Genomic DNA, 26,108 nt, shown 5'->3' on the forward strand with positions numbered 1-26,108 from the left:
TACTTCCTTTTGATACGACAATTTTTTACACGATTTTCTGCTAAATCCATTTACATTACGATTTCTTTAATTGCAGGTATAACGTTAACTGCATTGGTCATTTTAAGTTATTTATTGACTAAGGAAAGCATTAGAAACAACGAAGAATTCACACGAAAAAGCTTTTTAAGTAAATACGAAATTGTTCAATTTGAAGTCAATCGTATCATTCAAGAGCAAATACTTGTAAAAAAATTAATAGAGGAAGAACAAGATTCTGCTCAAATTGGTGAAAAATTAGCGTTGTTGAATGAAGTGCAACAACAACATAATTTAAAAATTCACCATTGGTGGCATAAATCGAATCAATATGGTAGAGATGATGTACTTACTCGTGAAAAAGAATCTTTGGTTTGGACGATATATGATTCTATTCCGTTAAGTGAAGGAGCATACATTTATTATGGGCTTGATTTGGACCTTCTTAATCTTCATCAATATTTTGCAGGAATTAATCAAAACAGTCAAAACTATGTTTTTATATTTGATAAAAATGGGAAATGTATCACGCATCCAGACGAAAAAAATATAGGGAAAAATGTGTTTGATTTTACATCCATTACTCCAGCAGATACATTAATCACTAATCAAACATTTAAATTTTCTGAACATCAAGCTGTTTCTGAATTTTTACCGAATTCTGGCATTACACGATTTATAAAACCTCTTAATGTGAATGGTTTTGAAGGCTATGTTGCTGTAGGACATCTTGATTTTATCGTGGAAGAAAATGTACGTCCAACGCAAATGTATGTACTCGTAATTTTTGTAGTGACGATTTTTTTAGTTAGTATAATCTTTTTGTTTCTTCATGCCTTAACTCGTCAAGCAGATAAAGAGAAACAATCAATCCTAAATGATAATAATGCATTATTGATTAAGCATGAAAAGATGGTTAAAGAAAATGCTTTAAATCAATTAGAGCAATTAAAAAATCAAATTCAACCTCATTTTCTGTTTAATTCTCTTAATACTCTTTATATGATTATTTCGATGGATCAAAAGAAAGCACAACGTTTTACCATAAATTTATCGCGAATCTATCGTTATTTGATTGTCCCTCCAAAAGACCATTTAGTAATAGTTGAAAAAGAAATCGAATTTATTCGATATTATTTGTCGTTACAAAACGATCGTTTCCAAGAAGAATTAGATTATAATGTGGTGATATCTTCGGAAGATAAATTGAATAAAAAAATTCCATATCTCGCATTACAATTGGTGGTAGAAAATGCTTTAAAACATAATATTGCAACTATTGCGCAACCTTTGTTTATCGCCATAGAACTTACGGATAAATTTCTGTTGGTCACAAATACCTATCAACCTCGAAATGATACAACTGATAACGTTCATTTCGGATCTGAATATTTATACGAAATCTATCGTTTTTATGGTATTAAAACTTTTCAAACAAATGTGGATAATGGTCAATTTATTTGTAAACTTCCCTTATTAGATTAATTCTTATCCATTCACTCCATAAAATAAACCATTCACTCCGTAAAAATTGATGTAAGGATATATTCATATTAAGTTTAGACCTCACAAAATTAATTTTTGCAAGTCGAAGCATATGAAGCCGATAAGAAATTTCCACTATCTATTGTGTTTAGGAGTTCTTTTAAATGCTGCAGGAGTTACTGCACAAGAAAAAGAAGGTAAAAGTAAAGACAAAGATCAGAAAGAGAAAACCGATACAACATCCAAGAAACCGAAATCCATTGATGAGTTAGTAAAAAAAGGGACATACAAAAAAGGTCTTTTTAATACAATTGAAGTCAATACCGATGTGTATTTCGAAATTCCAGATAGTTTATTAGGTAGACAATTTTTGGTGGTCAATAAATTATCGCAAGTTCCAATGCAAGTGAACGAAGCGGGATTGAACAAAGGAATGAATTATGAGAACAAAGTCATTAGTTTTTATAAAGATACCAAAGCCAAAAAGATTTGGGTGAAAACCATTAATCCTATTGCATCTTCTCCAAAGATGGATGCGATTACGGCTTCTGTAAAAGATAATTTTTCGGAATCAATTATTGAAGTGTTTGATATTGAAGCACAAAATATTGATTCAACTGCTGTAGCTGTAAAAGTGAATAAAATTTTTGACGGAAACCAGAAAAGTTTTAATGATGTGTTATCCAACACTGGTTTGGGAGGTTCAGTAAAAGCTAACCTATCATATATCGAACAAGTCAAAACATTCCCAGAAAATATTGTGGTTAAATCACAATTAACAACTTCTGTGAATGAAGGAGGTACAGATTTAGCGGTGACTTTAGGGGTTACAAGCAATTTGGTCTTATTACCAGAAGTTCCAATGCAACCTCGTTTGGCTGATGCGCGTGTAGGATATTTCACAGAGAAACATTGGCATTTCAATGATCAGCAGCATCAGATGGAGGATCAACGTTTCATTACACGTTGGCGAATGGAACCTAAACCTGAAGATGTAGAAAAATATCTAAACGGAGAATTGGTTGAACCGAAGAAACCAATTATTTATTATATCGATCCATCGACACCACCACAGTGGCGTCAAAAAATAATTGATGGTGTACACGATTGGCAAATCGCTTTTGAGCAAGCTGGTTTTAAAAATGCCATTGTAGCGAAAGAAGCAGATCCCAATGATCCTGATTTTGATATTGATGATGTGCGTTATTCGGTAATTACATATGCTGCATCTCCAAAATCAAATGCAATGGGACCATCGGTTGTTGATCCCAGAAGTGGAGAAATTATCGAATCAGATATTATTTGGTGGCACAATGTAATGACGTCATTACACCAATGGATGCGCATCCAAACAGGACCAATCGATCCTAAAGCACGTGGAAATAAATTTAGTGATGAACATATGGGAGAAGCGATTCGATTTGTTTCATCACACGAGGTAGGACATACGTTTGGATTAAAACACAATATGGGTTCATCTTTTGCTTATCCGGTGGAGTCGTTACGTTCAAAAGAATTTACAGATAAAATGGGAGGAACTGCGCCATCTATTATGGATTATGCGCGTTACAATTATGTTGCTCAGCCTGAAGATGGTGTGACAGCAATTACTCCTAAAATTGGTGTGTACGATAAATATGCTATTGAATGGGGGTACCGTTGGTATCCTGAAGCTAAAAAAGAGCAAACACTTTTAAAAGCAATGGTTGAGAAACACCAACATGATCCAATGTATTTCTACGGTGAACAACAAAGTTATTTAAATACAATCGACCCACGTTCGCAATCCGAAGATTTAGGTGATGATGCAGTTTTAGCCAGCGAATATGGAATCAAAAATTTAAAACGTGTAACAGAAAACATCTTAAACTGGACAAAGAAGAAAGATCAAAGTTATATTGATGCGGGTAAATTATATTTTGGTACGATTGGTCAATGGGACACGTATACTAATCATGTGATGGCTAATGTTGGAGGTATTTATTTAAATAATCCTGTTTTTGATGATCAAAAGAAAGCATATGAACCAGTAGGAGCTGATATGCAAAGAAAAGCGGTGGATTATATCAATCGTCATGTGATGAATATTCCTCAATGGTTATTCTTTAATGAAATTATTGATAAAACGTATGCCATCAAAAATTCGCCAATGGGTCCTTACGAACAAACGCCATATACATTAGCTCGTGAAATGCAATATAGCGTGATATATTCATTATTTAATGATGAGCGTTTATTACGTTTATTAGAAAGTGAATTATACCACGAACAGAGAAATACTAAATCTGAATTTTATACTGTAGAGAATTTATTTGATCAAGTTCGAAGTGAGGTGTTTAAAAAGAAATCCGATTTGGATATTTTGGATCGAATGACGCAAAAAAATTATGTTGATGCTCTAATTGTTTCTACAAACAAATTATTCGAGAAAACGACTGTTTTAGGAATTAATCCCAATTCAAATTTGCAAGTTCCAACATTATGTAATCATTTACACGAAGATCGTGCAGCCCGCAATATAAACTATACATCAATGAAACGTGTATCTGAAGTTACAACGTATAAAAGAGCAGAATTGCAAAACATACTTCAAATATTAGAAAAAAGAAAAAATAAAGTAAATCAATCTACCAAAGCCCATTATACCGACCTAACTATAAGAATTAAAGAAGCTTTAAAGTAACACATATGAATAAAAAACTACTATTATTACCTCTTTTAGCGGCAAGTTTATCTTTTGCTCAAGAGAAAAAAGTGATTACCGGAACAGTTCAAGATGAAGAAAATTTTTTAGGAATTCCAGGAGCTTCGGTTAAAGTAGAAGCACAATCTGTTTCAACACAAACAGGTCAAGATGGTATTATAGAAAGTGTTACTGTAGGAACAGTAACCGATGAATTTGGAAATTTTGTTTTAGAAATTCCTTCAAATACCTCATCATTATTGATTAGCTATTTGGGATATGAATCACGTTTGATTCAACTTTCAACTGACGAAAAAAATATTACTATCAGTTTACGCTCAGTCGAACAAATATTAGAGGAATCAAATTCTCTACAAGAAGTTGTTTTGACAGGGTACCAAAAAATTGAAAAAAGAAAATTAACTTCTGCAATAGAAACTGTTAAGATGGACGACATTCAGCAAGCAGGTGTTGCGAGTGTCGATCAATTATTAGCCGGTCAGATTGCCGGAGTAGCAGTAACGCCAGAAACAGGTTCTCCTGGTGGTCCATCAAAGATTCGTATTCGTGGAACAGCTTCTTTAAATGGTGCTCAGGATCCACTATGGGTGATTGATGGTTTGCCTTTAGAAGGAAGTGATGTGCCTAATTTTACAGATAAAGACAATATCGATCAATTGCAGAATTTCTCAATTGCAGGGTTAAATCCAAATGATATTGAAGAAATTACCATTTTAAAAGATGCTGCAGCAACTGCCATTTATGGAGCAAGAGCAGCCAATGGGGTAATTTCGATTACCACGAAACGTGGGAAACGTGGAAAAATGCAAGTCAATTTCTCTGCAAATACATTCATCAATGCCCGACCAGATTTTGATCGTTTAAACCTTTTGAATGCTTCAGAAAAAGTGGATTTAGAATTGATGTTAGCGGGCCGTGATGATTTAACTTATCGTACTGATAAAGGTGAAGTAATGCGCATCTTACAGCGCAACAATCAACTAGATGCTTTTCGTTTAGGAGGTTTAGCAGGATTGGATGGTACAACTTTAAATCAAATTAATGCATTACGCAATCAAACAACCGATTGGGGGAAATTATTATATCAAAATGCAATTAACCAACAATATGGTTTAAGTGTTTCTGGAGGATCAGATAATTCAGATTATTATGTGTCTTTAGGATATTACGATGAACAAGGAACTACGATAGGTACTGGCTTTGAACGTTACAACTTAACGATCAAAAATAACTTTAATGTATCAGATCGTTTAACAGCTGGAGTTTCGTTATTTGCGACTTCTAGTGATCGTAATTCATTCTTAACGGATGCAGATGCTGCAATTAATCCGATGAATTATTCGCGCAATGCCAATCCATATTTATCTCCATATAATGCTGATGGAAGCTATCAATATGACCAAGATATTGACGGTTATGAAGACCGCTATATTCCATTCAACTTTATCGAAGAACGTAGCAATACACGTCATACTTTAAAAAATAGAGCTTTAAAAGCTATTTTTGATGTTAATTACAAATTTGCAAAAGGATTAAATGTAAGTTCACAATTTGGATTACAATATGATCGCAACAATACAGAAAAGTATGCTGCTCAAGAAACTTATTATACTCGAAAATTAAAAGAAAATTCACGTTATTATCAGTCAGGTTACAAATACTTTTTACCTGATGGTGATGTAAAACAGAATTGGAATAACGAATATTTTCAATACAATTGGAAGGTACAAGCGACATATAATACAACATTTAATGATCGTCATGAGCTTGATTTGATGGTTGGAACAGAATTGAGAAGAACAAACGATCAAACAGTATTAACACGTGCGTTTGGGTATAATCCAATTACAAGAGAATCATCGCCTATATTATTTCCTAATTCAAGTTCAGCAACGGATCCACGTTTTAAAACATACGATGAAACTCCGGCTGTTGTAAATGCCTATGCTTCCATGTTCGCAACAGCAGCCTATACATTCGATAAAAAATATACAGTTTTTGGTAGTGTGCGTTACGATGGTACGAATTTATTTGGTGTTGATAAAAAATATAAATATTTACCAATTTGGGCAGCATCAGCTTCTTGGTTAGTATCGCGTGAAGATTTTATGCAGAATGTTGATTTTATATCGAATTTAAGACTTAGAGCTTCATATGGTTTACAAGGTAATATTGATCGTAATACATCACCATTCTTTATTGGTGAATATGGTGATGCAACTATTTTACCTGATGGTAAAGAACCAACGATTGGTGCAATAAATCCACCAAATAATAAATTACGTTGGGAAAAAACAACGAACGTTAACTTTGGGATGGATCTAGGAATGTTCCGTAACCGCATCAATTTAACTGTTGACGTGTATGATCGTAAAGGTACAGATATGATCAGTATGAGAGAAACGCCTTTAGAAACTGGTTTTGCTTATACAATGGTCAATTGGGGAGAAATTTCAAATCGTGGTTACGAAATTGCTTTAACAACTCGCAATATTGATCACAAAAATTTCAAATGGACAACAACGATCAATTTTGCACATAACAAGAGTGAAGTTTTACAAGAAAACGTTAGTGCGAATAGTACGTTGCCATCTCGTGTAGGTTTACCAGTAAATGCGGTATTTGCATTGAAAACAGCTGGATTAGATACAAATGGAAATCCAATGTTCTGGAAAGGTGATCAAAAGATTTCAGCCAACGAATTCTTTAAATTATACGATTTATATGCTGATTTCTTCCCAGGAGAAATTGCTGAATCTAATTTATCAAGTGAGGAATTAAGAGGATTATTCACCTACATCGGAAACAGAGATCCTAAGTTTACAGGAGGAATTATCAATACATTTAAAGTCTACAATTTTGATTTGAATGTATCTGCTGCTTTCAACTTTAAACAAACAATTATGAGCTCACCTTCATACCGTGGAATGGAAGTAGATCCAGGTCGTAATTATACGCATGCAATTTTAGAAGCAGGTAATACATTACCAGGAATTACAAGTCCAATTATGGGAGATGATGATTCATGGATGACTAATAAATGGTTTGCTGGAAATAGAGCCAATGCTTATAACTTATTAGATATTTGGGCGAAAGAAGTAAGTTACTTACGCATCACAAGTATTAGATTAGGGTATAGTTTACCACAACGTTATTCAGAATCAATAGGGGTAAAAAGCTTAAAATTAAGTGTAGAAGGTCGAAATTTATTTGTTATCAGTAATGGATACAATGGCTATTTTGATCCAGAAACTTATGGAAATATTTATGCACAACCTATTGCAAAATCATTAACACTAGGATTTAACGTAACATTCTAAGAACGAAAATGAAGAAATTAATTTTATTATTAAGTGTTGTAGCCGTAAGTTTCTCAACGATCAGCTGCGATGATTATTTAGATATAGAACCAGACGGAAAAGTAATTCCTAAATCGGTAGAAGAATATCGTCAAGTTTTAACGATGGCTTATTCAAAATATCCACAACATAAATCATTAACTGCCATTCGTACAGACGAATTGGTTTTAGATGAATATTCAAGTGATTTTATATCATATCGCGAAATTGCAATGTGGAAGGATGTAAATCCAGATCAAGCGACAACACAATTCCAGTGGGAGGCATTTTATTCAGTCATTTTTTACACGAATCAAATCATCAATGAAGGAATTCAAACGATGAAAGATTCACCAGAGAAAAATCAAATTTTAGCGGAAGCTTATGCATTACGTGCTTATGCCTATTTTGATTTGGTTAATTTATACGGTAAACCATATAATTCAACAACGTCATCTTCAGATCGTGGAGTTCCACTAGTTTTATCTTTAGATTTAGAAAAAGCAGTTGCTCCGTCAACTGTACAAGAAATTTACGATCAAATCCATCTAGATATTGCACAAGCCAATACATTGATGGTTGAAGAGCAGCAATCGGTAGGAATAAATTATCGTTTCTCTCAACAAGCCATACAGGCATTTAAGTCGCGTATTTATTTATACCAACAAAATTGGGATCTTGCTCTAGCTAGTGCAAATGCTGCCTTAGTTATTCATGATCAATTGGTGGATTTGAATGTTGAGAACGCATTGCCGAACCATTATACATCAGTAGAAGGTATTATGGCGTTGGATAATAATTTCAATAGTTCTTTAAAATATATTGCAACAGCTTCACCAGAATTGATTGAAGCTTATGACCAAACAACTGATTTACGTTTTAATTTATATTTCGAAAGCAGTTGGGATGGCTATAAAATTTTGAAAGGTGGAAGTTCAGATTTCAGAATGTCTTTTAGAGTAAGTGAATTGTATTTGATTAAAGCAAAAGCTTTATTAAAATTAAATCAAATAACAGAAGCTAAATCTGTCTTGAAACCATTTTTAGCCAAACGCTATACGGCTGAAGGCTTCGGAATTATCCAAGCATCAATCGAAACCATGAACGATTCTGAATTGTTGGAATTTATATTAGAAGAAAGAAACCGCGAATTTGCTTTAGAAGGGCATCGTTGGTTTGATTTAAGAAGAGCAAATCAAAAACAAATTATACATAATATCAGTGGGAACAAATACATTTTATTACCAAATGATGTTCGATATACCATTGAAATACCACAACAAGCGAAATTAAATAATCCTAGTCTGTAACATTTTTATAAAAAAGCGTCTAATGAATTTTATTAGGCGTTTTTTTTTATTTTTACGCTCGATGAGAATTGCGATAGTAGAAGACGAATTATTAGCTGTAAATTATTTACAAAATATATTACAACAGCAAACGATTGTTGCGATTGATGAGCTTGTGGTTTTAAGATCAAAATCAGAAGCGATTCAATATTTTATCCATAACCAGGTTGATTTAATTTTTATGGATATCCATTTAGGTGATGGCAAAAGTTTAGAAATTTTCGAAGAAGTTGAAATTAAGTCTCCAATTATATTTGTAACTACGTTTGATGAGTATGCGATAAAAGTTTTTAAACATTTTACCATTGATTATATTCTAAAACCTTATGAGGAAGAAGAATTACACCATGCATTAAAAAAGTTTCAAACCATCCAAGAAGCTTTTAATACTTCGTCGGTATTACATTCTTTGGTTTCTATAGAAAATAATATAAAAGCGGATAAACTTAATAAATTGTTGGTAACAAATGGTCAAAAAATTATTGTATTAAACGATGATGAAATAGCCTATTTTTTTGCTTCAGGAAAACATTTATTTGTAAGAACTAATGATGGACGAACGTATATTTATGATGATACACTGAAAGAAATTATTCATAAATTAAATTCAGATTGTTTTTTTAAGGTGAACCGAAAATATATAATTCATCGTAATTGTATCCAAGAAATCATCAAACATTCCAGCCAAAAAGTGGAAATTACCGTAAATCCGACACCCGAAATTAAATCCGAAATTTTGATCAGTAAACCTCAAATTGGAGAATTTATCCATTGGATAAGTGAAAATAATTAAAATAGAATTTTAAAAAAAATGAAATGAAAGAAATATTAATCAATCATTGGGATACAATTCTAATTTCTTTAATAGTTATAGTATCTTTTATAGTAATATATATTAATAAAGAAAACAAAAAAAGAAACTAGCTTTTAAACTCTAACGGATTTGGAAATAAAAACTGGTAATTCAGCTCACTGATTAGTTTTTCAGACGAAATTATTTTACCTTTTTTTATTGTTGCATCTAAGACTTTGTTATTAATTTGATATTCTAATATTTCTCTTTTAGTTGGATGTTGAGGTGCAACAACATTATAAATCGTTGATTTTACTTCTTTTTCTATACAAGTATTAATTACCTTAATAATATCTTTAAAATGTATATGATTGACCATATCGTTCAATTCATCTTTATTTAAGTCGATGTATTTAGATAAATAGCGATCATCACCCATAATTCCACCTAAACGTAGAATATTAAGTTGTGGGAAATGCATTTTTATTAAATTTTCAATAGAAATATAAGGTTCAGCTAAATCAGTTTCATGATATGTATCTTCGTTAACAATTTGATCATTATTTGGATAAATTCCAGTACTCGAAAGTAAAATGATTTGTCCTTTGTAATTTGAAAGAAAGTTAGAAATATTAGTAAATCTAAGTTCTAATTCTTTTAAAGAGTGTCTTTTTCCAAAAGGAATTGTTATTATAACGAAATCATATTTTTTTGTATTGATAAAAGGAATTAATTCTGCATCAAAATTTACTGAAATACAATTTACTGCATCAGATTCTCTTTTAGTTGTAGTAAAAGTATATTTGTGTTGTAGAAAGTCTTCTAACCTGCTTCCAATCCATCCTTTGCCAATAATTAAACCTCTCTTCATTTTCATTAAAACATTTTATAAAGATAGTGATAATAAATTTTATTTACAATGACATAACTTATTATCAATTTAATTTATTTATGATAATTTTAAGAAAATTAAAAGTATATGAATAATAAAACACTCTTTAAAATTGCTTTAGTTCCTATTTGGATTGCATTTTTATTATTTGCCATTCAATACATTTTTGGTCTGATCAGTAGACCGGATACGCTTTCGGTATTTATAGGAGTTTTTACTACTATGCTTATTAATTTTCATCACACTAATTATTTTTAAAAAAATCTATTTTACGAATGAATAAAAATTTAATCAAACTTACTGCAGGAGGAATATTAGCATTATTCTTATTTATAACAGCATTAGCATGTACAGAACGTATAGATGCGGGACATGAAGGTTTATTGGTGAAAATGTATGGATCTGATAAAGGAATACAAGATGTAGCTTTGGTAACAGGACGCGTTTGGTATAATCCATTGACAGAACAAGTTTTTGAAATTCCAACTTATGTACAAACTGTAAATTATGATGCTTTTACTGTAAATGCAAAAGATGGTTCAGTTTTCACAGTAGATCCTACAATTTCATTAAAAGTTATTGATGGACAGTCTCCAAAGATTTTCAAAAAATATCGTAGAGGAATAAATGAAGTTTTACAAAATACTTTAGTCAATCATATCAAAGATGTTTATAGAATTGAATTTAATAAATTTACCACAGATCAAATTATCAGTAGTCGTGAGGCATTCGAAAATGGCGTTCAAGCTAAGATGATTGCTTTCTTAAAAAATGAAGGATTTACTTTAGAGCAATTAACAAGTGGAATACAATATCCAGAAGCCATAACAAAAGCTATTAATGAGAAAAATGCGGCTATACAAGACGCACAACGTGTAGAAAATGAATTAAAAGTTGCAGAAGCTAGTGCTAAAAAATTAATCGTTTTGGCGGAATCTGAAGCGAGAGCAAATGAATTGCGAAAAGTTTCTTTAAATCAATTATTAATTCAACAACAATTTATTGAAAAATGGGACGGAAAAACACCTATTTATGGGAATGCACCAGCATTTTTCAAGTCTGTTAATTAATTCAAATTTATATAAATGTTTAATAAAAAGAGATTCCATATTGGAATCTCTTTTTATTTTTGCCCAATGTTAGAAATTCTTTACCAAGACGAATATATTATCGCCATCAATAAGCCTAGTGGTTTATTAGTTCATAAATCCTATTATGCCAGAGATGCAAAGGAATTTGCTGTGCAAGAGTTAAGAAACCAAATTGGTGGACAACACGTTTATCCAATTCATAGATTAGATCGTAAAACTTCCGGTGTTTTATTGTTTGCTTTAGATAAGGAAACGTTAAAAATAATGAATGATCGATTTGCGACGCGCTCGGTAGAGAAGAAGTACTTAGCAATTTTACGTGGTTGGTCGCCAGAAGAGCTAAATATTGACTATGATTTAACGAATGATGATGGTGTAAAACAAAATGCGATTACGTACTTTAAACGTTTGCAAACAGCAGAAATTGAATTAGAATATAATAATCATCCAACATCACGCTATTGTTTAGTAGAAGCAATACCAGAAACTGGACGTATGCATCAGTTACGTAAACACTTTCGCCATATTTTCCATCCTATTTTGGGAAGTCGTCCACATGGTTGTAATAAACAGAATAAATTATGGCTAGAAAATTTTGGATTAAAAGGGATGATGCTACACGCTCATGAATTAAACTTTAATCATCCTATTACAAATCAGGAAATGACAATAAATGCTAGAATTAATGATGAATTTAATCGAGTAGGAGATATCCTTAATTTAAATCTAGATAGTTATAAATAATTAAATGTTAAAAGATAAAGTTTTACGTAAATATTCATTATTTTAATAGTTGATTTAAAACCAATTACAATATGATAAAATATTTATTTTCTTTATTTACAACACTACTTATTTTAAGTTGCGGAAGTTCGAACACATCTAAGGATGAAAATCCAGATGAATTGGAAATTGTTACAGATTTATCTGAGGTTACCAATGAAAAAAAACAATTAGTATCAGAAATTATCTCACTTCAAAAAGATTTAGAGGATAAAAGATTAGATAAAATACCAGAATATTTAGATTGTCCAAAGCGGATTGAAGAAATTGAGCTAAGTACTGAAAATTCAAAAATCAGAAATGCAATCGAATCAAATTCATCAAGATTATCTACCGATGTAATTAGAGAACAATATGACTTAATCTACACAGAAATGGATTTAAATATTATCAATGAATCTCTAAAATTAATTCCTAAAGAAGATCTTTTAGTTAAAGATAAAGTGAGCTCAACTGTAAAAATTGATGATTGTGAGTATGAAACAGGTGTTCTGATGAATGAGCTAGAAGTAAAATTTAATATTAAATCAATGAATGATTCTGGATCATGTAAAAAAGATCAACAATGGAAATTTAAATCCAATGGAGAGTATTTAGTTTTAGATAGACGTTATTATTTATGATATACAAAAGCAACTCCCAAAGAGTTGCTTTTATATTTTAATGATTGTGCATATGCATTGAAACAGTTGCATAAGCCAATATGAATCCTACGACAATAACACCAAATTTTTTGATGTTGAATTTGTGTCCCTCATTTGCTTCAAACAAAATCACAGTTGAAATATGTAAAAAAATTCCTGAAACTATAGCGCTAATTTCTAAGGTATAATTAGAAATAGCAGTATGTTTTCCTAATAAAAAACCAATCGGTGCTGCAATTGCGAATAGAAACATAAATAAGAACTGTCTTATTTTAGATTTTGTATGATGAGATAAAGCACTATATAAAATCATTGAAACTGGGATATTATGAATAAATATTGCCCACATAAAGTCATGGGAATCCGCATTGGCAACTGGAATTCCTTCAATCAACGAATGAAGGAATAACCCTCCAAAAATGCCTATTGGAAACTTATTTTCGTTGTGGTGTAAGTGTACATGGCCATGTTCTACACCTTTACTTATCGTTTCTAAAATATATTGGATAATAACACCAGCCAAAACAAACAAACCAATTGTATGATGAGAATGCTCGCCTCCATGATGTCCGTATACTTGTGGTAAAATTTCTAAAACGGTCATCGCTAGAAAATATGCACCACTGAATGTAAGTAGTAATTTTGAATTGTGTTTGTTGCGTAGAAAAAACTTTGAGCAAATTACACCCAAAATTACACTACCAATTAATACACTAATTTCAAGCATTTTCTAAAATTAAAATTAAACGATCAGAAGTCTTTTCGTTATACTCATTTAATTGATAATTACCATATACAGCTTTTGTTGTAAAACCAGCTTTTGTAATCATTTGTTCAAAATCCTTTAAATATAAAACTTTAACAAATTCTTCGAAGTGCCAATCTTTACCATCGGCAATGAAATCTATTTCTTTTTTAATAAAACCTTTATCTGTTATAGATTTTGTTATCTTAAATAAAATTCCGTCAATTTCTTTTTCCTCGTAGGGTACAAGATTTTCAACGATTTTCACAGCATTTAAATAATCAAAAACAAATAAGCCTTTTTCATTTAATTGAATTTTAATTACTTCAAAGACTTTTGCATTATCAGCATCGTCTTCAAAATAACCAAAACTTGTAAATAAGTTAAAAATCGCATCAAAACCGTTTTCTTGATATACTTTTCGCATATCATGTACATCAAAATGCAAAGTATTGTTTTCGAATTGTTTCGCATAGGATATACTTTCATCTGAAAGATCTAAACCAACCACATCAAAGCCTAATTCATTCAAGGTAACAGAATGTCTTCCTTTTCCGCATGCAAGATCCATAACTTTTGAATTGTTTTGAATCTCAATATGTTTAGAAATATTCTCAATGAAATTTTTAGCTTCAGTTTCGCTTCTGTTCTTATATAATATATGATAATATGGTGTATTAAACCAAGCTTTAAACCAATCCATTCTATTTATTTAATTTGTTTACATTTTGGGCAAATGCCAGTTATTACACAATTGCAATGTGTCATTTCAAAACCGTTAGGTAAGTTAATTTGTATTTCTTCCTTTAAACAAATCACCTCATTACATTTCTCACATTGAAAATGAAAGTGATTGTGATGATGTTCTTCATCTTTGCAGGATTTACACAATGCATAGTAAGAGATTCCATCATCCCCTAACACTTTGTGTAACTTTCCGTCTTCACAAAAGCATTTAAGAATGCGATAAATTGTTGCACGATCCATTTTTTCATGTAGCAATTTCTCAATAGTTTCTTGATTTAGTGCAGTTGTATTTGATTCAAATAATTCCAAAACCGCAATTTTCTGAGGTGTATTTCGCCGTTTCATTTCTTATTGCAATTGAGTTGCAATAATACGAACAATTCTTTATTTTATTAAGATATATTTATAAAATTTACGGTAAAATTTACTTTGTAGTGAGTTTAATATATTTAACAAACGAAGCTATATAGTGAGTAATAGAATAAAATGAGTTACTTTTGTGAAAATTTTGATTGTTTGGAAAATTTTAGAATGCAGGCGAAAACCTTTTATGGTTTCGAAGAAATATTAGCACAAGAATTGAAGGCTTTAGGTGCGGCTGATGTAACAATTGGTAATCGTATGGTCGAATTCTATGGAGACTTAGGGTTTATGTACAAAGCAAATTACAGCTTAAGAACAGCTTTAAGAATTCAAAAACCTATTCATACATTTTCTGTGAAAACGGATACACAATTGTATGAAAGAATGAAAAAATTCCCTTGGGAAAATTATTTTAACGTTGATCAAACGTTTATGATTGATCCTACAGTTTTTTCAGATTACTTTACACACTCACATTATGCAGCCTTAAAAGTTAAAGATGCTATTGTTGACCGATTCCAAGAAAATGTAGGGCGACGTCCAAGTATTGATAAGGATAATCCAGATATTCGTTTTAATTTACACATATCACACGATAAAGTAACGTTATCTATTGATTCATCGGGAGAATCTTTACACAAGCGTGGATATCGTTCAGAGACTGGACCAGCTCCAATCAACGAGGTTTTAGCTTCTTGTTTATTAATTACAGCAGGTTGGGACGGAAAAGGAAATTACCTAGACCCTATGTGCGGATCTGGAACAATGTTAGTAGAAGCAGCTATGATTGCTTGTAACATTCCAGCTCAACTTCACCGTAGAGATTTTTCTTTCCAAAATTGGCCAGATTATGATGCTACATTATTCGCAGAAATAAGAAATTTCAGAATTAATAGAATTCGTGATTTTGATTATAAAATTGTAGGTTACGATATTTCTCCAATGATGGTGAAAATTGCTGAGGAAAATATTCGTTCGGCAGATTTATCAGAGGTTATCGAAATTCGTCAACAGGATTTCTTTACTTCTCAGAAAGATATGTTCCCAGTTTCAATTGTTTTCAATCCTCCATATAATGAACGATTAGAAAATGATAACCAAGTATTTTATAAGCAAATTGGGGATACGTTAAAATCAAGCTACCCTAATACTTTGGCTTGGTTTGTTACATCAGATTTATCAGCTAAAAAATATGTAGGGCTAAAACCGTCTCGCAAAATAAAAGTTTTTAACGGTAAATTAGAGTGTGACTTCTTACAATATGAAATGTACGAAGGAACAAAAAAGTTTAAAAAACAAGATAACTAAAGCAAACAATATTGGATACTAGAGATTTTATTAAACAAATAATTGATAACCAAAAAGTCTATTTGTTAACATCTGAAGAAGGTTTTGCAACATCTTTATCAGAAGAGTTTGAATATGAAGATGGATCAAATCTAGAAGTTATTTGTTTTTGGTCTTCTGAAGATAAAGCGCAAGAAGCAAGAAAAAATCAATGGGAAAATCATAAAACGGAATCATTAGATTTCAATGTTTTCTTAGAAGAATGGCTTTTCGGAATGATCGAAGAAGTTGCTCTTGCTGGTCTTAATTTTAATGCTGATTTACAAGGTGAAGAAATCTCTCCGATTGATTTTATTTTAGAAATAGTTCATTACGTAAGAACTAATGGAATTGATTATAAACCTTTGCTAGCAAAAAATATTGCAGAAATTAGGTCTGCAGCTCTTGATATAAAAGAGAGTTTAAATTAATAGTTTCTTTTTGATTTTGAATACAACAAACTTACAGTTATCAATTATTGTTGCAGTTTATGAGCGACAAGACGAGTTAACAGAATTATTGACAAGTTTAACAAAACAAACAAATGTTAATTTTGAAATGATTATCGTTGACGATGGATCAAAGAATAAATTAGATGTTGTTTGTGCTAAATTCAAAGATCAATTAGATATTAAATATTATTATAAATCGAATTCAGGTCCAGGAAAATCACGCAATTATGGGATGGAAAAAGCCAGCGGTAATTACTTTATTTTCTTGGATTCGGATACGATTATTCCTTCAACTTATATTCAATCAGTTTTTGATGAATTAAATTCGAATTTTGTTGATGCTTTTGGTGGTCCTGACGATGCTGATGAATCATTTAATGATTATCAGAAGGCAATTACATTTTCGATGACGTCTTTTTTAACGACTGGTGGAATTAGAGGAGGTAAGAAGCAAGTGGGGAAATTTCAGCCGCGTAGTTTCAATATGGGAATTTCTCGAAAAGCCTATGAAGTTACCGGAGGATTTGCAGCAATGCGAATTGGTGAAGATCCAGACTTGTCTATGCGGTTATGGGAAAATGGTTTTGACACTCGTTTATTTCCAGATTCAAAAGTAATTCATAAACGTCGCACTTCACTAAAGAAATTTGCGAAACAAGTGTATCAATTTGGTGTGGCTCGTCCGATTCTTAATCAACGACACCCAAAATTTGTAAAACTTACATTTTGGTTTCCAAGTTTGTTCTTTTTAGGAACTTTATTTTCTTGGTTTACTTTTTTATTAGGTTTACTTATTGTAGATTATCAAGCTATTTTATGGATTCCATTTGATTTTTGGCTTGTATATATGATTTTAATTTTTGTTTTTTCATATATCAGATTTAGATCTATAAAAGTTGGATTGTTGTCAATGCAAACAACCTTAATTCAGTTTTTTAATTATGGGTATGGTTTTTTAGAAAGTCAGTTCAAATTAAATGTATTGAAACAAAATCCGAAAAAAGCGTTTCCGACACATTTTCATTTAGAAGATTAAAATATAAAAAAAACCTCATCAGAATTGATGAGGTTTTTATTTGTTTTAAAATATGATATGTAAGCCTTTTAATTAGCTTGAGCATAAAATGCAATAAATTCTTCTGTTAAAGTAGCATCAGCTAATTGAGGAACCATTTCTTGTTCTTGATTTGCTGCAAATAAATCTGCTGAGATTGTAAGTTCTTTAGCTTTAGCAAAAGCATTGATTACTTCTTTCAAAGATTTATTTCCATCAATTTTAATGGCATTTCCAAAAGCTAATTCTAGCCAGAATTTATAATCTGGTTTAGCAATTTTTCTTATAATGTAACTTATATCAGTCGTTGTACCATCTTTGCGTAGAATCCAAAATTCGTTATTTTCCCATTCAGATTTTTTGATAAACACATTTTCAATTCCAGCTCCATTTTTTCTTTTCCATTCATAATGAAATTGTTCAAAGTATGCGATCATAAACTCAGAATCTTCTTGTGACAATATTTCATTACTTGTATACTTATTTAATATTGTTTTTGCATATTCCTGAACTTTCGTTTTTGAATTAAATTCAATATTATTTACAGTAACCTTTTGAATCATTTTTAATTTTTATTATATCTGCGAAAGTAGAGATAATATCTCACTAAATATTTATAAAACTATACTGAATAATTTTTTCATGGTTTAAAATAGGTATTTTTTATGTCAAAGCTCCACCTAATTATTGAAATTCTAAATCAAAATCAAAATTTAATAACCTTATTTATGTTTTTAAATTTTAAAATAAAAAAATCTAAAAAACCACAAGTTTAGGTATTTAAATTGGTTACATATCAGTTAATGAGGTTTTTATGTTTTATTTAGGTTCATCAATGGACTTATTTTTGATTGATTAATTTCCAACTGATCAATTAATGTCAGATAAATATTAATATCTATTTATACAATATTTACAATAGAACGATTTATAGTAGTCTAAGTTTTAGAGCAATTATATCTGACAAAATAATTATTAGTAGATACTATATATTAACCTCAAAAATGAATATTATGAAAGCAGCAGTAATTCATTCACCGGGAAAAATATCGTGCGACGATACACCCGATCCGCAAATTAAAGATTCCACTGATGTAGTATTACGTGTAACTTCAACTGCAATTTGCGGTTCTGATTTACACATTTATTCTGGTGGATTTCCGCAACCTACACCTATGATATTAGGACATGAATTTATGGGAATTGTAGAAGAAGTAGGACATAGTGTAAAGAATTTAAAAGTAGGAGACCGGGTAGTTGTACCATTTCCTATAGCGTGTGGTGGTTGTTATTTTTGTGATAATGACTTACCAGTACATTGTGAGCATAGTAATCCAGATCATTATGGACCAGAAGGTGGAGTAGTAGATGAGAAAGGTGGAGCTTTATTTGGGTATACAGATCTCTACGGTGGTTATGATGGCGGACAAGCACAATATGTAAGAGTTCCTTATGCAGATTTTGGGCCTCGTTTAGTACCTGAACAGTTTTCTGATGAACAGGTACTTTTCTTGACTGATATTTTCCCTACTGGATATTCAGGAGTAGATTGGGCAGAAATTAAAGGTGGCGAAACTGTTGTTATTTTTGGAGCGGGACCTGTTGGTATCATGACTGCTAAAAGTGCTTGGCTAAGAAATGCTGGACGTGTAATTATTGTAGATACTGTAGAATATCGTTTGCAAAAAGCTTCAAAAACTGCAAATTGTGAAACTATATTGTGGGAAGATCCAAAAGAAGTGATTGAGAAAATTAGAGAAATGACTCAAGGAAGGGGTGCGGATGCATGTATTGATGCTGTAGGTTTTGAACCTGATAGAAATTTAGTTGATCGTGCAAAAGCTTTGGTGAATTTCGAGAAAGGGTCTGTCAAAGTCTTAGAGGCGTGTATGAGCGCAGTAAGAAGGGGTGGAATTGTTAGTGTTTTAGGAGTTTATCCTACTTACTATGATAATTTCCCTGTTGGTCAATTCTTTGATAAAGGTATAACATTGCGAGGAGGACAAGCTTTGGTACATAAATATATTGATAAATTAATGCAATATGTTATAGATGGCAAAATAACTTTAGATGATATTATTACACATCGCTTACCATTAACAGAAGTAGCACATGCTTATGATATTTTTAAAAATAAGAAAGATGATTGTGTTAAAGTAGTATTAGATCCATGGGCGTAGAATAAAAATTTCTTATATAAATGCTTACAAATGACTTATTTTTTATTCTTATTATAATTATATAAATCATCAAAATAAATGCATTAATAGAAAAACCTCACTATAAATTCTTTTAATAAAGCTTTTTAGTGAGGTTTTTTTCGTTGAAAATTCTAAAATTAGTTCTTATAATTTCCTTCATACATATAGTTTTATTTTAATCAAACTCTATAATTTTATTCGCTTCTACCAATATTATTCGTAAATTTGCACACTTAAATTGAAGCAATGCGTACAAAATCGGTTGGAAAAAAGAAAATCAACGTTATTACATTAGGGTGTTCAAAAAATGTATATGATTCAGAGGTTTTAATGGGACAATTAAAAGCCAATGGAAAAGAAGTAGTTCATGAGCAGTCAGGTGATATTGTTGTAATTAATACTTGTGGATTTATAGATAATGCTAAAGAAGAAAGTATTGATACAATCTTGGATTATGTTCAACGTAAAGAAGATGGTTTAGTAGAAAAAGTATTTGTTACTGGATGTTTATCAGAACGATACAAACCAGATTTGTTGGAGCAAATTCCTAACGTTGACCAGTATTTTGGTACACGAGAGTTACCATTGTTATTAAAAGCATTAGGTGCAGATTATAAGCATGAGTTAGTAGGAGAACGTTTAACGACAACTCCTCGTCATTATGCATATTTAAAAATTGCTGAAGGGTGCGATCGTCCTTGTTCTTTCTGTGCAATTCCTTTAATGCGTGGAGGAAATGTATCTAGACCAATAGAAGATTTAGTAAAAGAAGCAACTCATTTAGCAAAAAATGGAACTAAAGAATTAATCTTAATTGCACAAGATTTGACTTATTACGGGTTAGACTTATATAAAAAACGTGAATTAGCTTCTCTATTAAAAGAATTGGTAAAAGTTGAAGGTATAGAGTGGATACGTTTACATTATGCATTTCCAGCTGGTTTTCCAGAAGATGTATTGGATGTAATTCGTGAAGAGCCTAAAGTTTGTAATTACTTAGATATTCCATTACAACATATTTCTACAAACATTTTAAAATCAATGCGTCGTGGAACTACGAAAGAGAAAACGAATGCATTATTAGAAGCTTTCCGCACAAAAGCACCAGATATGACGATCCGTACAACTTTGATTTGTGGTTATCCAGGTGAAACTGAAGAAGATTTCCAAGAAATGAAAGCTTGGGTACAAGAGCAAAAGTTTGATCGTTTAGGTTGTTTTACTTATTCTCATGAAGAAAATACGCATGCGTATAATTTAATAGATGACGTACCAGAAGAAGTTAAACAGCAACGTGTAGAAGAGATTATGGAAATTCAATCTCAAATTTCTTACGATTTGAATCAAGAAAAAATTGGAAAAGTTTTTAAAGTTTTAATTGATCGTAAAGAGGGTGATAATTTTGTTGGAAGAACAGAACATGATTCTCCAGATGTAGATAATGAGATTTTAATTTCTGCAATTGATACTTATTTACCAGTAGGAGAATTTGTAAACGTTGAGATTATCGAAGCGTACGAATTTGATTTAATTGGTAAAGTAATCGACTAAGATTTTTTTAAAAAATATAATATAAAATAAAAGCCCTCATAAATTTTATGAGGGCTTTATTTTATTTATAGTTTAAGAAATTATTTCTTAATTACTTTAAATGTTTGGTTTGTACCATCTGCTAATTTAGCATTTACTACATAAACTCCTTTAGGAAGATTAGCTAAGTTAACTGAACCATCTTTAGTGTTTAATTTAGCACTTAAAACGTTTTGACCAGTTAAGTTGTAAACTTCGATAGAAGAAATTACTTTGTTATATTGAACGAATAATTTGTCTTGAACCGGGTTAGGGTAGAAAGATAATTTGTCAACATTTACAATTTCATTGTCAATAGCTAATGATGCACATTCACCAGAAATAGAGAATACTCCATCCCAATCTGGATTAGATAAATCAGCCCATCCACTAGCATTTTTAAACTTAGTACGGTATGTCGTATTAGTTAAGATAGAAGTTCCTTCCCAATATGCATTAGTTCCAGAAGCTACAACAGCATTACTGATTCCAATCCAATATGTAGCACTTTGATCAGCAGGAGCTTGTAATTGAACAGCTTCTGGTAAATCAAAAGTGTAAGTAGAAACATCAAAACCAAATGCAGATCCAACTACCTCACGAGTAGGTGTAGCTGAGAAAGTTTTAATTAATGCTCCAGGATAACCATTGTTATTTTCATAAATATTAACAGATGCAGAATTGATTCCTGTTGAACTCATCATGTTAACGCTAACTTTATTTAAATTGAAAGTAGTGTTTGCTTCAATTTGGAAATCATTTCCAATTTCAGCAGCTATAAGTGATCCAAATCCATTTTCAAACCCATTTGATGGAGTTGCTTGTGAACAATCCTCTCCTGGCTCTGGAGTTAATGAAGAACATTCTCCTGTAACTGTAAATACCCCTTCGTTTGGTAATTCTGTCCAAGTTTGTGTAGTTGTATCGAAAACAACCATTGGGAATTCTGAATTGTCTACAGAAGTTACTTCCCAGTAAGCGTTTGTTCCAGAATTAGGTTGTACACCTTCAACTTTTAACCAATATCTCTTATGTGTATCTGTTGTATTTTCTAATGTAACAACTTCTGGTAGATCATATGTATATTTAGAAAAACTAAATCCGAAGTTTTCTCCAATATTTTCAGTAGCTGTAGGAGCTCCTGTAAAAGTATATATAACATTATCTCCTGGTACACCGTCTTGATCTTCAACAATTGTAAAAGTTGCAGTTGAAATACCACTTGTAGCAGTAATTAAATTAAATGAAATTTGAGAAACATCAATTTTTGAAACTGCATTAACTCTAAAATCATTAGCATATGTGAAGCTGATAGTATTACCAATTCCATTTTCTAATTCATTAGAAACATTTTCTATTCCACATACTTCAGGTAAAGGTGGTAAAGGTGGAATTTCACCTGCAAATACTTGAACATCATCAATAACATTTGCTCTTCCATAGTTATTAATACCTTCGAAAGCAAACTTCATTGTACTTGAAACTTCAGGTAGCTGAATTTTTTTGTTTGTCCAAGAATTTTTAGAACCATTTTCAGTAAATAATAACACCCAATCAGATGAATCATTTAATTTGTAATAAACTTTTAATGGATTTATATCTCCTAACCAATCAGGGTTTGCATAATAAAAGTCTAAATAAGCTTGTCCACTACCTGCATTAATTTGTGGTGTGACTAATTTTGTTACTGGAGAATTTGTTCCAGCTACACTTACAAATCTTGCATTTAAAGTTCCTCCATGTGCTGTAGTTAAACCTCCTGTAGATCCAGTTGCAAAAGTCCATTGTGCATTACCAAGAACATTTTCTTGTGTCCAATTTGCTCTTGTAGGTGAGTCTGCCTCAAAAGATTCGTTAAAAATAGCTTCTGCATTAGTGTTATTATCATTAACAATAATGTTATCTACCATTAGCATAAAAGCATCATTAGTATTGTTTACCCAAGCAATTCTAACTGATTTTCCAACATAGCTTTTTAAATCAACAGTTCTTGTAACCCATTCAGCATCCTCTGCTGGGTTTGAGTATAAAGTTACATCAAAATCTGCTACCGTATTTCCACCTGTAGTTGATAACATTAATTTGTAACCATCTGGGAAATCTGGATCTTGAGATTTTATTTCAAACGATAATTCTGGTGATACAGCAGCAGTTAAGTCAATAACTGGGCTAATTAACCAATCGTTAGATGTAGCTGCAGGATTGTACCATGATGTACTCATAGCTGCATAATTACCAGCAGGTCCACCAAAGTTTCCATTAACACCAAGTCTGTCAATTCTATTCCACCCATTTGTGATAAAATTAACTGCAGGAGCAGGGTTTTTACCATCCACATCGATGGTTGTCCATGCGCTCATTCCTGGTCCCTTACCGTCAAAATCTTCCTGGAAAATCTGTGCGTTACTCACAGAAGGAAGCATAGCCAAAAAGGCTAATCCTAGTAAATTTTTCTTCATAATGTATTTTATTAGTGTAATTAATTTAAATATATAAAGAATTATCAATAATGCAAAATAGAATTAAAATAAAATGTACATTTTTTTGAAAAAATATTTCCTTAAGCTATTAATAATGTGTTTGTTTGATAAATTGTATGGTTTGTTGTATATTTAGAGGTTATCATTAATAAAGAAAATAATAATTATATAAATATAGAGTTGAATTCAGATAATTGATAAGATTGATAAATCAATTATTAAGAATATTATTTAAAATAAAATAAGTCCGATATCATCGGACTTATATATAATAGTAAAGTATATTAATATATACTATTTAAAAACTTTAAATATTTTACTTGTTACAATATCATTTCAGGAATTTCACCTTCTATAATTAGCTTACCAGATGTAGCTTTTTTAATTTCTTCTACAGATATACCCGGAGCTCTTTCTAATAGCTTAAAGCCACCTTCAGGTAAAATTTCAAGAACAGCTAATTCTGTTACAATTTTCTTTACACATTTTATTCCGGTTAGGGGCAAAGTACATTCAGATAGTAATTTTGATTCTCCTAACTTATTTACATGTTGCATTGCTACAATAATATTATCTGCTGATGCTACAAGATCCATTGCACCACCCATTCCTTTTACCATTTTTCCAGGAATTTTCCAATTTGCAATATCTCCGTTCTCAGAGACTTCCATTGCGCCTAGAATGGTTAAGTTGATTCTACGTGCTCGAATCATTCCAAAACTCATTGCAGAGTCAAAAAAAGAAGATCCAGGCAATGTAGTAATTGTTTGTTTACCTGCATTTATAAAGTCTGGGTCTTCTTCACCTTCGATAGGAAATGGACCCATACCCAATAGTCCATTTTCTGATTGTAATACTACATTAATACCATCTGGAATATAATTGGCTACCAAAGTAGGTATTCCAATACCTAAATTAACATAATATCCATCTTTTACCTCTTTTGCAATACGTTTTGCAATTCCGTTTTTATCTAGCATGGCAATTAATTTGATTTTGGTTGTACAGTCCTATTTTCAATACGTTTTTCGTATTTTTTTCCTTGTATTATTCTGTTCACAAAAACTCCCGGTGTATGAATTTGATTAGGATCTAACTCTCCAATTTCTACAAGTTCTTCGACTTCAGCAATAGTGAATTTTCCACACATTGCAGCAGGATGATTAAAGTTACCTGCAGCGCCTCGGTAAATTAAGTTACCTGCGGTGTCACCTTTCCAGGCTTTAACGATTGCATAATCAGGCTCAAAAGTTTTTTCCAATAAATATTCTTTTTCTATACCATGAAAAGTAAACTTTCTTACTTCTTTTCCTTCAGCTACTTCTGTACCTACACCAGCTGGAGTGTAAAAAACGGGCATTCCAAATCCAGCAGCCATCAGCCGTGTAGCTAGGGTACCTTGAGGAATCAATTCTACTTCTAATTCTCCAGAAAGCATTTGTCTCTCAAATTCAGCATTTTCCCCAACATAAGACGATATCATTTTTTTAATTTGTTTACGCTGTAGTAAAAGTCCTAATCCGAAATTATCAACTCCCGCATTGTTAGAAATACAAGTAAGGTTCGTAATTCCTTTATCTACAATTCCTTGTATTAAGTTTTCTGGGATTCCACTAAGTCCGAAGCCTCCAAAGGCTATGGTCATATTGCTGGAAACACCTTCTAAAGCCTCCTCTATAGAGTTTACTTTTTTATTAATCATATTTTTGTGGTTTCTATATGTTGTTTAAATATAATAAAATCTAGTATTTCTGTTCTAATAAAATGCAGTAGTTTTTTAAATTTTTAAATTTCACCTCATACTAAGATGAATTCACCTCTATTTTTATATATTCTATCCTATATAGTTTAAATTTGTAACGATTAATATTTAAAAGAATCATTTATCTGTACTTGGATAATTAATAGAATAGATAATATTGACGTCTATATATCCAAATTTAAACTATTTATAATGTATAAAAACTTGTTTTCTAAACGAGAACTAATCATTTTCATTGTCATATCAATTGGTTTTTTAATGATGCCGACTATGTTTATGCGGGATATTTCATCACAACAAAATTTTTATCAA

21 protein-coding genes are annotated in these 26,108 nt (G+C 31.3%); 13 read left to right on the forward strand and 8 right to left on the reverse strand.

Annotated elements, in window-relative coordinates:
* The first annotated feature begins 9 nt into the window (after positions 1-9).
* From IM532_RS07185 to IM532_RS07205, 5 genes are all read left to right on the forward strand, one after another.
* Positions 10-1,503 (forward strand): histidine kinase, encoded by a 1,494-nt coding sequence (locus IM532_RS07185; protein WP_194182775.1) that lies wholly within the window; start codon positions 10-12, stop codon positions 1,501-1,503.
* A gap of 112 nt (positions 1,504-1,615) precedes the next feature.
* On the forward strand, positions 1,616-4,186 hold the full coding sequence (locus IM532_RS07190; RefSeq protein WP_194182776.1) for a zinc-dependent metalloprotease: 2,571 nt from the start codon (positions 1,616-1,618) through the stop codon (positions 4,184-4,186).
* 5 nt (positions 4,187-4,191) lie between these two features.
* A complete protein-coding gene (locus IM532_RS07195; protein ID WP_194182777.1) occupies positions 4,192-7,527 on the forward strand; it encodes a SusC/RagA family TonB-linked outer membrane protein in 3,336 nt (1,111 codons plus the stop codon).
* 8 nt (positions 7,528-7,535) lie between these two features.
* Entirely contained in the window at positions 7,536-8,855 is a 1,320-nt protein-coding gene (locus IM532_RS07200) for a RagB/SusD family nutrient uptake outer membrane protein (RefSeq protein WP_194182778.1), read from the forward strand.
* A 61-nt stretch (positions 8,856-8,916) separates the two neighbouring features.
* Positions 8,917-9,687: a LytR/AlgR family response regulator transcription factor gene (locus IM532_RS07205; protein ID WP_194182779.1), complete on the forward strand. Its 771-nt coding sequence runs from the start codon at positions 8,917-8,919 to the stop codon at positions 9,685-9,687.
* A gap of 127 nt (positions 9,688-9,814) precedes the next feature.
* On the opposite strand, the gene IM532_RS07210 is transcribed toward IM532_RS07205, so the two are convergent.
* A complete protein-coding gene (locus IM532_RS07210) occupies positions 9,815-10,564 on the reverse strand; it encodes a Rossmann-fold NAD(P)-binding domain-containing protein (protein WP_194182780.1) in 750 nt (249 codons plus the stop codon).
* Positions 10,565-10,854: 290 nt separating this feature from the next.
* Here IM532_RS07210 and IM532_RS07215 point away from each other — a divergent pair, with 290 nt between their 5' ends.
* The 3 genes from IM532_RS07215 to IM532_RS07225 all read left to right on the forward strand — a co-directional run bounded on the left by IM532_RS07215 (position 10,855) and on the right by IM532_RS07225 (position 13,076).
* The gene (locus IM532_RS07215; protein WP_194182781.1) at positions 10,855-11,649 is read left to right on the forward strand and encodes an SPFH domain-containing protein; all 795 of its coding nucleotides are present in this window, start codon (positions 10,855-10,857) and stop codon (positions 11,647-11,649) included.
* A gap of 66 nt (positions 11,650-11,715) precedes the next feature.
* On the forward strand, positions 11,716-12,414 hold the full coding sequence (locus IM532_RS07220) for a pseudouridine synthase (protein WP_194182782.1): 699 nt from the start codon (positions 11,716-11,718) through the stop codon (positions 12,412-12,414).
* A gap of 71 nt (positions 12,415-12,485) precedes the next feature.
* Positions 12,486-13,076, forward strand: a complete 591-nt coding sequence (locus tag IM532_RS07225; RefSeq protein WP_194182783.1) for a hypothetical protein — start codon at positions 12,486-12,488, stop codon at positions 13,074-13,076.
* 37 nt (positions 13,077-13,113) lie between these two features.
* Here the strand turns inward: IM532_RS07225 and IM532_RS07230 are convergent, their stop codons facing one another.
* The 3 genes from IM532_RS07230 to IM532_RS07240 are packed head-to-tail and all read right to left on the reverse strand — an operon-like array spanning position 13,114 to position 14,934.
* Positions 13,114-13,824 (reverse strand): ZIP family metal transporter, encoded by a 711-nt coding sequence (locus IM532_RS07230; protein WP_194182784.1) that lies wholly within the window; start codon positions 13,822-13,824, stop codon positions 13,114-13,116.
* Positions 13,817-14,545 (reverse strand): SAM-dependent methyltransferase, encoded by a 729-nt coding sequence (locus IM532_RS07235; RefSeq protein ID WP_194182785.1) that lies wholly within the window; start codon positions 14,543-14,545, stop codon positions 13,817-13,819. The genes IM532_RS07230 and IM532_RS07235 overlap by 8 nt, the downstream gene beginning before the upstream one ends.
* A 5-nt stretch (positions 14,546-14,550) precedes the next feature.
* Positions 14,551-14,934, reverse strand: coding sequence for a Fur family transcriptional regulator (locus IM532_RS07240; protein WP_194182786.1), 384 nt, complete (start codon positions 14,932-14,934; stop codon positions 14,551-14,553).
* Positions 14,935-15,120: 186 nt separating this feature from the next.
* On the opposite strand from IM532_RS07240, the gene IM532_RS07245 reads away from it, so the two are divergent.
* From IM532_RS07245 to IM532_RS07255, 3 genes are read left to right on the forward strand one after another with little or no spacing between them, the layout of a single operon-like run.
* The gene (locus IM532_RS07245) at positions 15,121-16,260 is read left to right on the forward strand and encodes a THUMP domain-containing class I SAM-dependent RNA methyltransferase (RefSeq protein WP_194182920.1); all 1,140 of its coding nucleotides are present in this window, start codon (positions 15,121-15,123) and stop codon (positions 16,258-16,260) included.
* A gap of 11 nt (positions 16,261-16,271) precedes the next feature.
* Positions 16,272-16,709 carry a DUF2750 domain-containing protein gene (locus tag IM532_RS07250; RefSeq protein ID WP_194182787.1) on the forward strand — a complete coding sequence of 146 codons (438 nt, stop codon included), beginning with the start codon at positions 16,272-16,274 and terminating at the stop codon, positions 16,707-16,709.
* A gap of 16 nt (positions 16,710-16,725) precedes the next feature.
* On the forward strand, positions 16,726-17,766 hold the full coding sequence (locus IM532_RS07255; protein WP_194182788.1) for a glycosyltransferase: 1,041 nt from the start codon (positions 16,726-16,728) through the stop codon (positions 17,764-17,766).
* 68 nt (positions 17,767-17,834) lie between these two features.
* Here IM532_RS07255 and IM532_RS07260 read toward each other — a convergent pair whose 3' ends face one another.
* The gene (locus tag IM532_RS07260; RefSeq protein ID WP_194182789.1) at positions 17,835-18,347 is read right to left on the reverse strand and encodes a DUF3223 domain-containing protein; all 513 of its coding nucleotides are present in this window, start codon (positions 18,345-18,347) and stop codon (positions 17,835-17,837) included.
* Positions 18,348-18,797: 450 nt separating this feature from the next.
* Between IM532_RS07260 and IM532_RS07265 the strand changes: the two genes are divergently transcribed.
* Positions 18,798-19,964, forward strand: coding sequence for a zinc-dependent alcohol dehydrogenase (locus IM532_RS07265; RefSeq protein WP_194182790.1), 1,167 nt, complete (start codon positions 18,798-18,800; stop codon positions 19,962-19,964).
* A 267-nt stretch (positions 19,965-20,231) separates the two neighbouring features.
* Entirely contained in the window at positions 20,232-21,536 is a 1,305-nt protein-coding gene (gene rimO, locus IM532_RS07270; protein WP_194182791.1) for a 30S ribosomal protein S12 methylthiotransferase RimO, read from the forward strand.
* Between the two features lie 80 nt (positions 21,537-21,616).
* Here the strand turns inward: rimO and IM532_RS07275 are convergent, their stop codons facing one another.
* From IM532_RS07275 to IM532_RS07285, 3 genes are all read right to left on the reverse strand, one after another.
* On the reverse strand, positions 21,617-24,013 hold the full coding sequence (locus IM532_RS07275) for a T9SS-dependent choice-of-anchor J family protein (RefSeq protein WP_194182792.1): 2,397 nt from the start codon (positions 24,011-24,013) through the stop codon (positions 21,617-21,619).
* Positions 24,014-24,357: 344 nt separating this feature from the next.
* Positions 24,358-25,014, reverse strand: coding sequence for a 3-oxoacid CoA-transferase subunit B (locus IM532_RS07280; protein ID WP_194182793.1), 657 nt, complete (start codon positions 25,012-25,014; stop codon positions 24,358-24,360).
* Between the two features lie 5 nt (positions 25,015-25,019).
* Positions 25,020-25,736 (reverse strand): CoA transferase subunit A, encoded by a 717-nt coding sequence (locus IM532_RS07285; protein WP_194182794.1) that lies wholly within the window; start codon positions 25,734-25,736, stop codon positions 25,020-25,022.
* Positions 25,737-26,108 lie beyond the last annotated feature (372 nt).

Source organism: Faecalibacter rhinopitheci, from assembly GCF_015234135.1.
Lineage (GTDB): Bacteria > Bacteroidota > Bacteroidia > Flavobacteriales > Weeksellaceae > Empedobacter > Empedobacter rhinopitheci.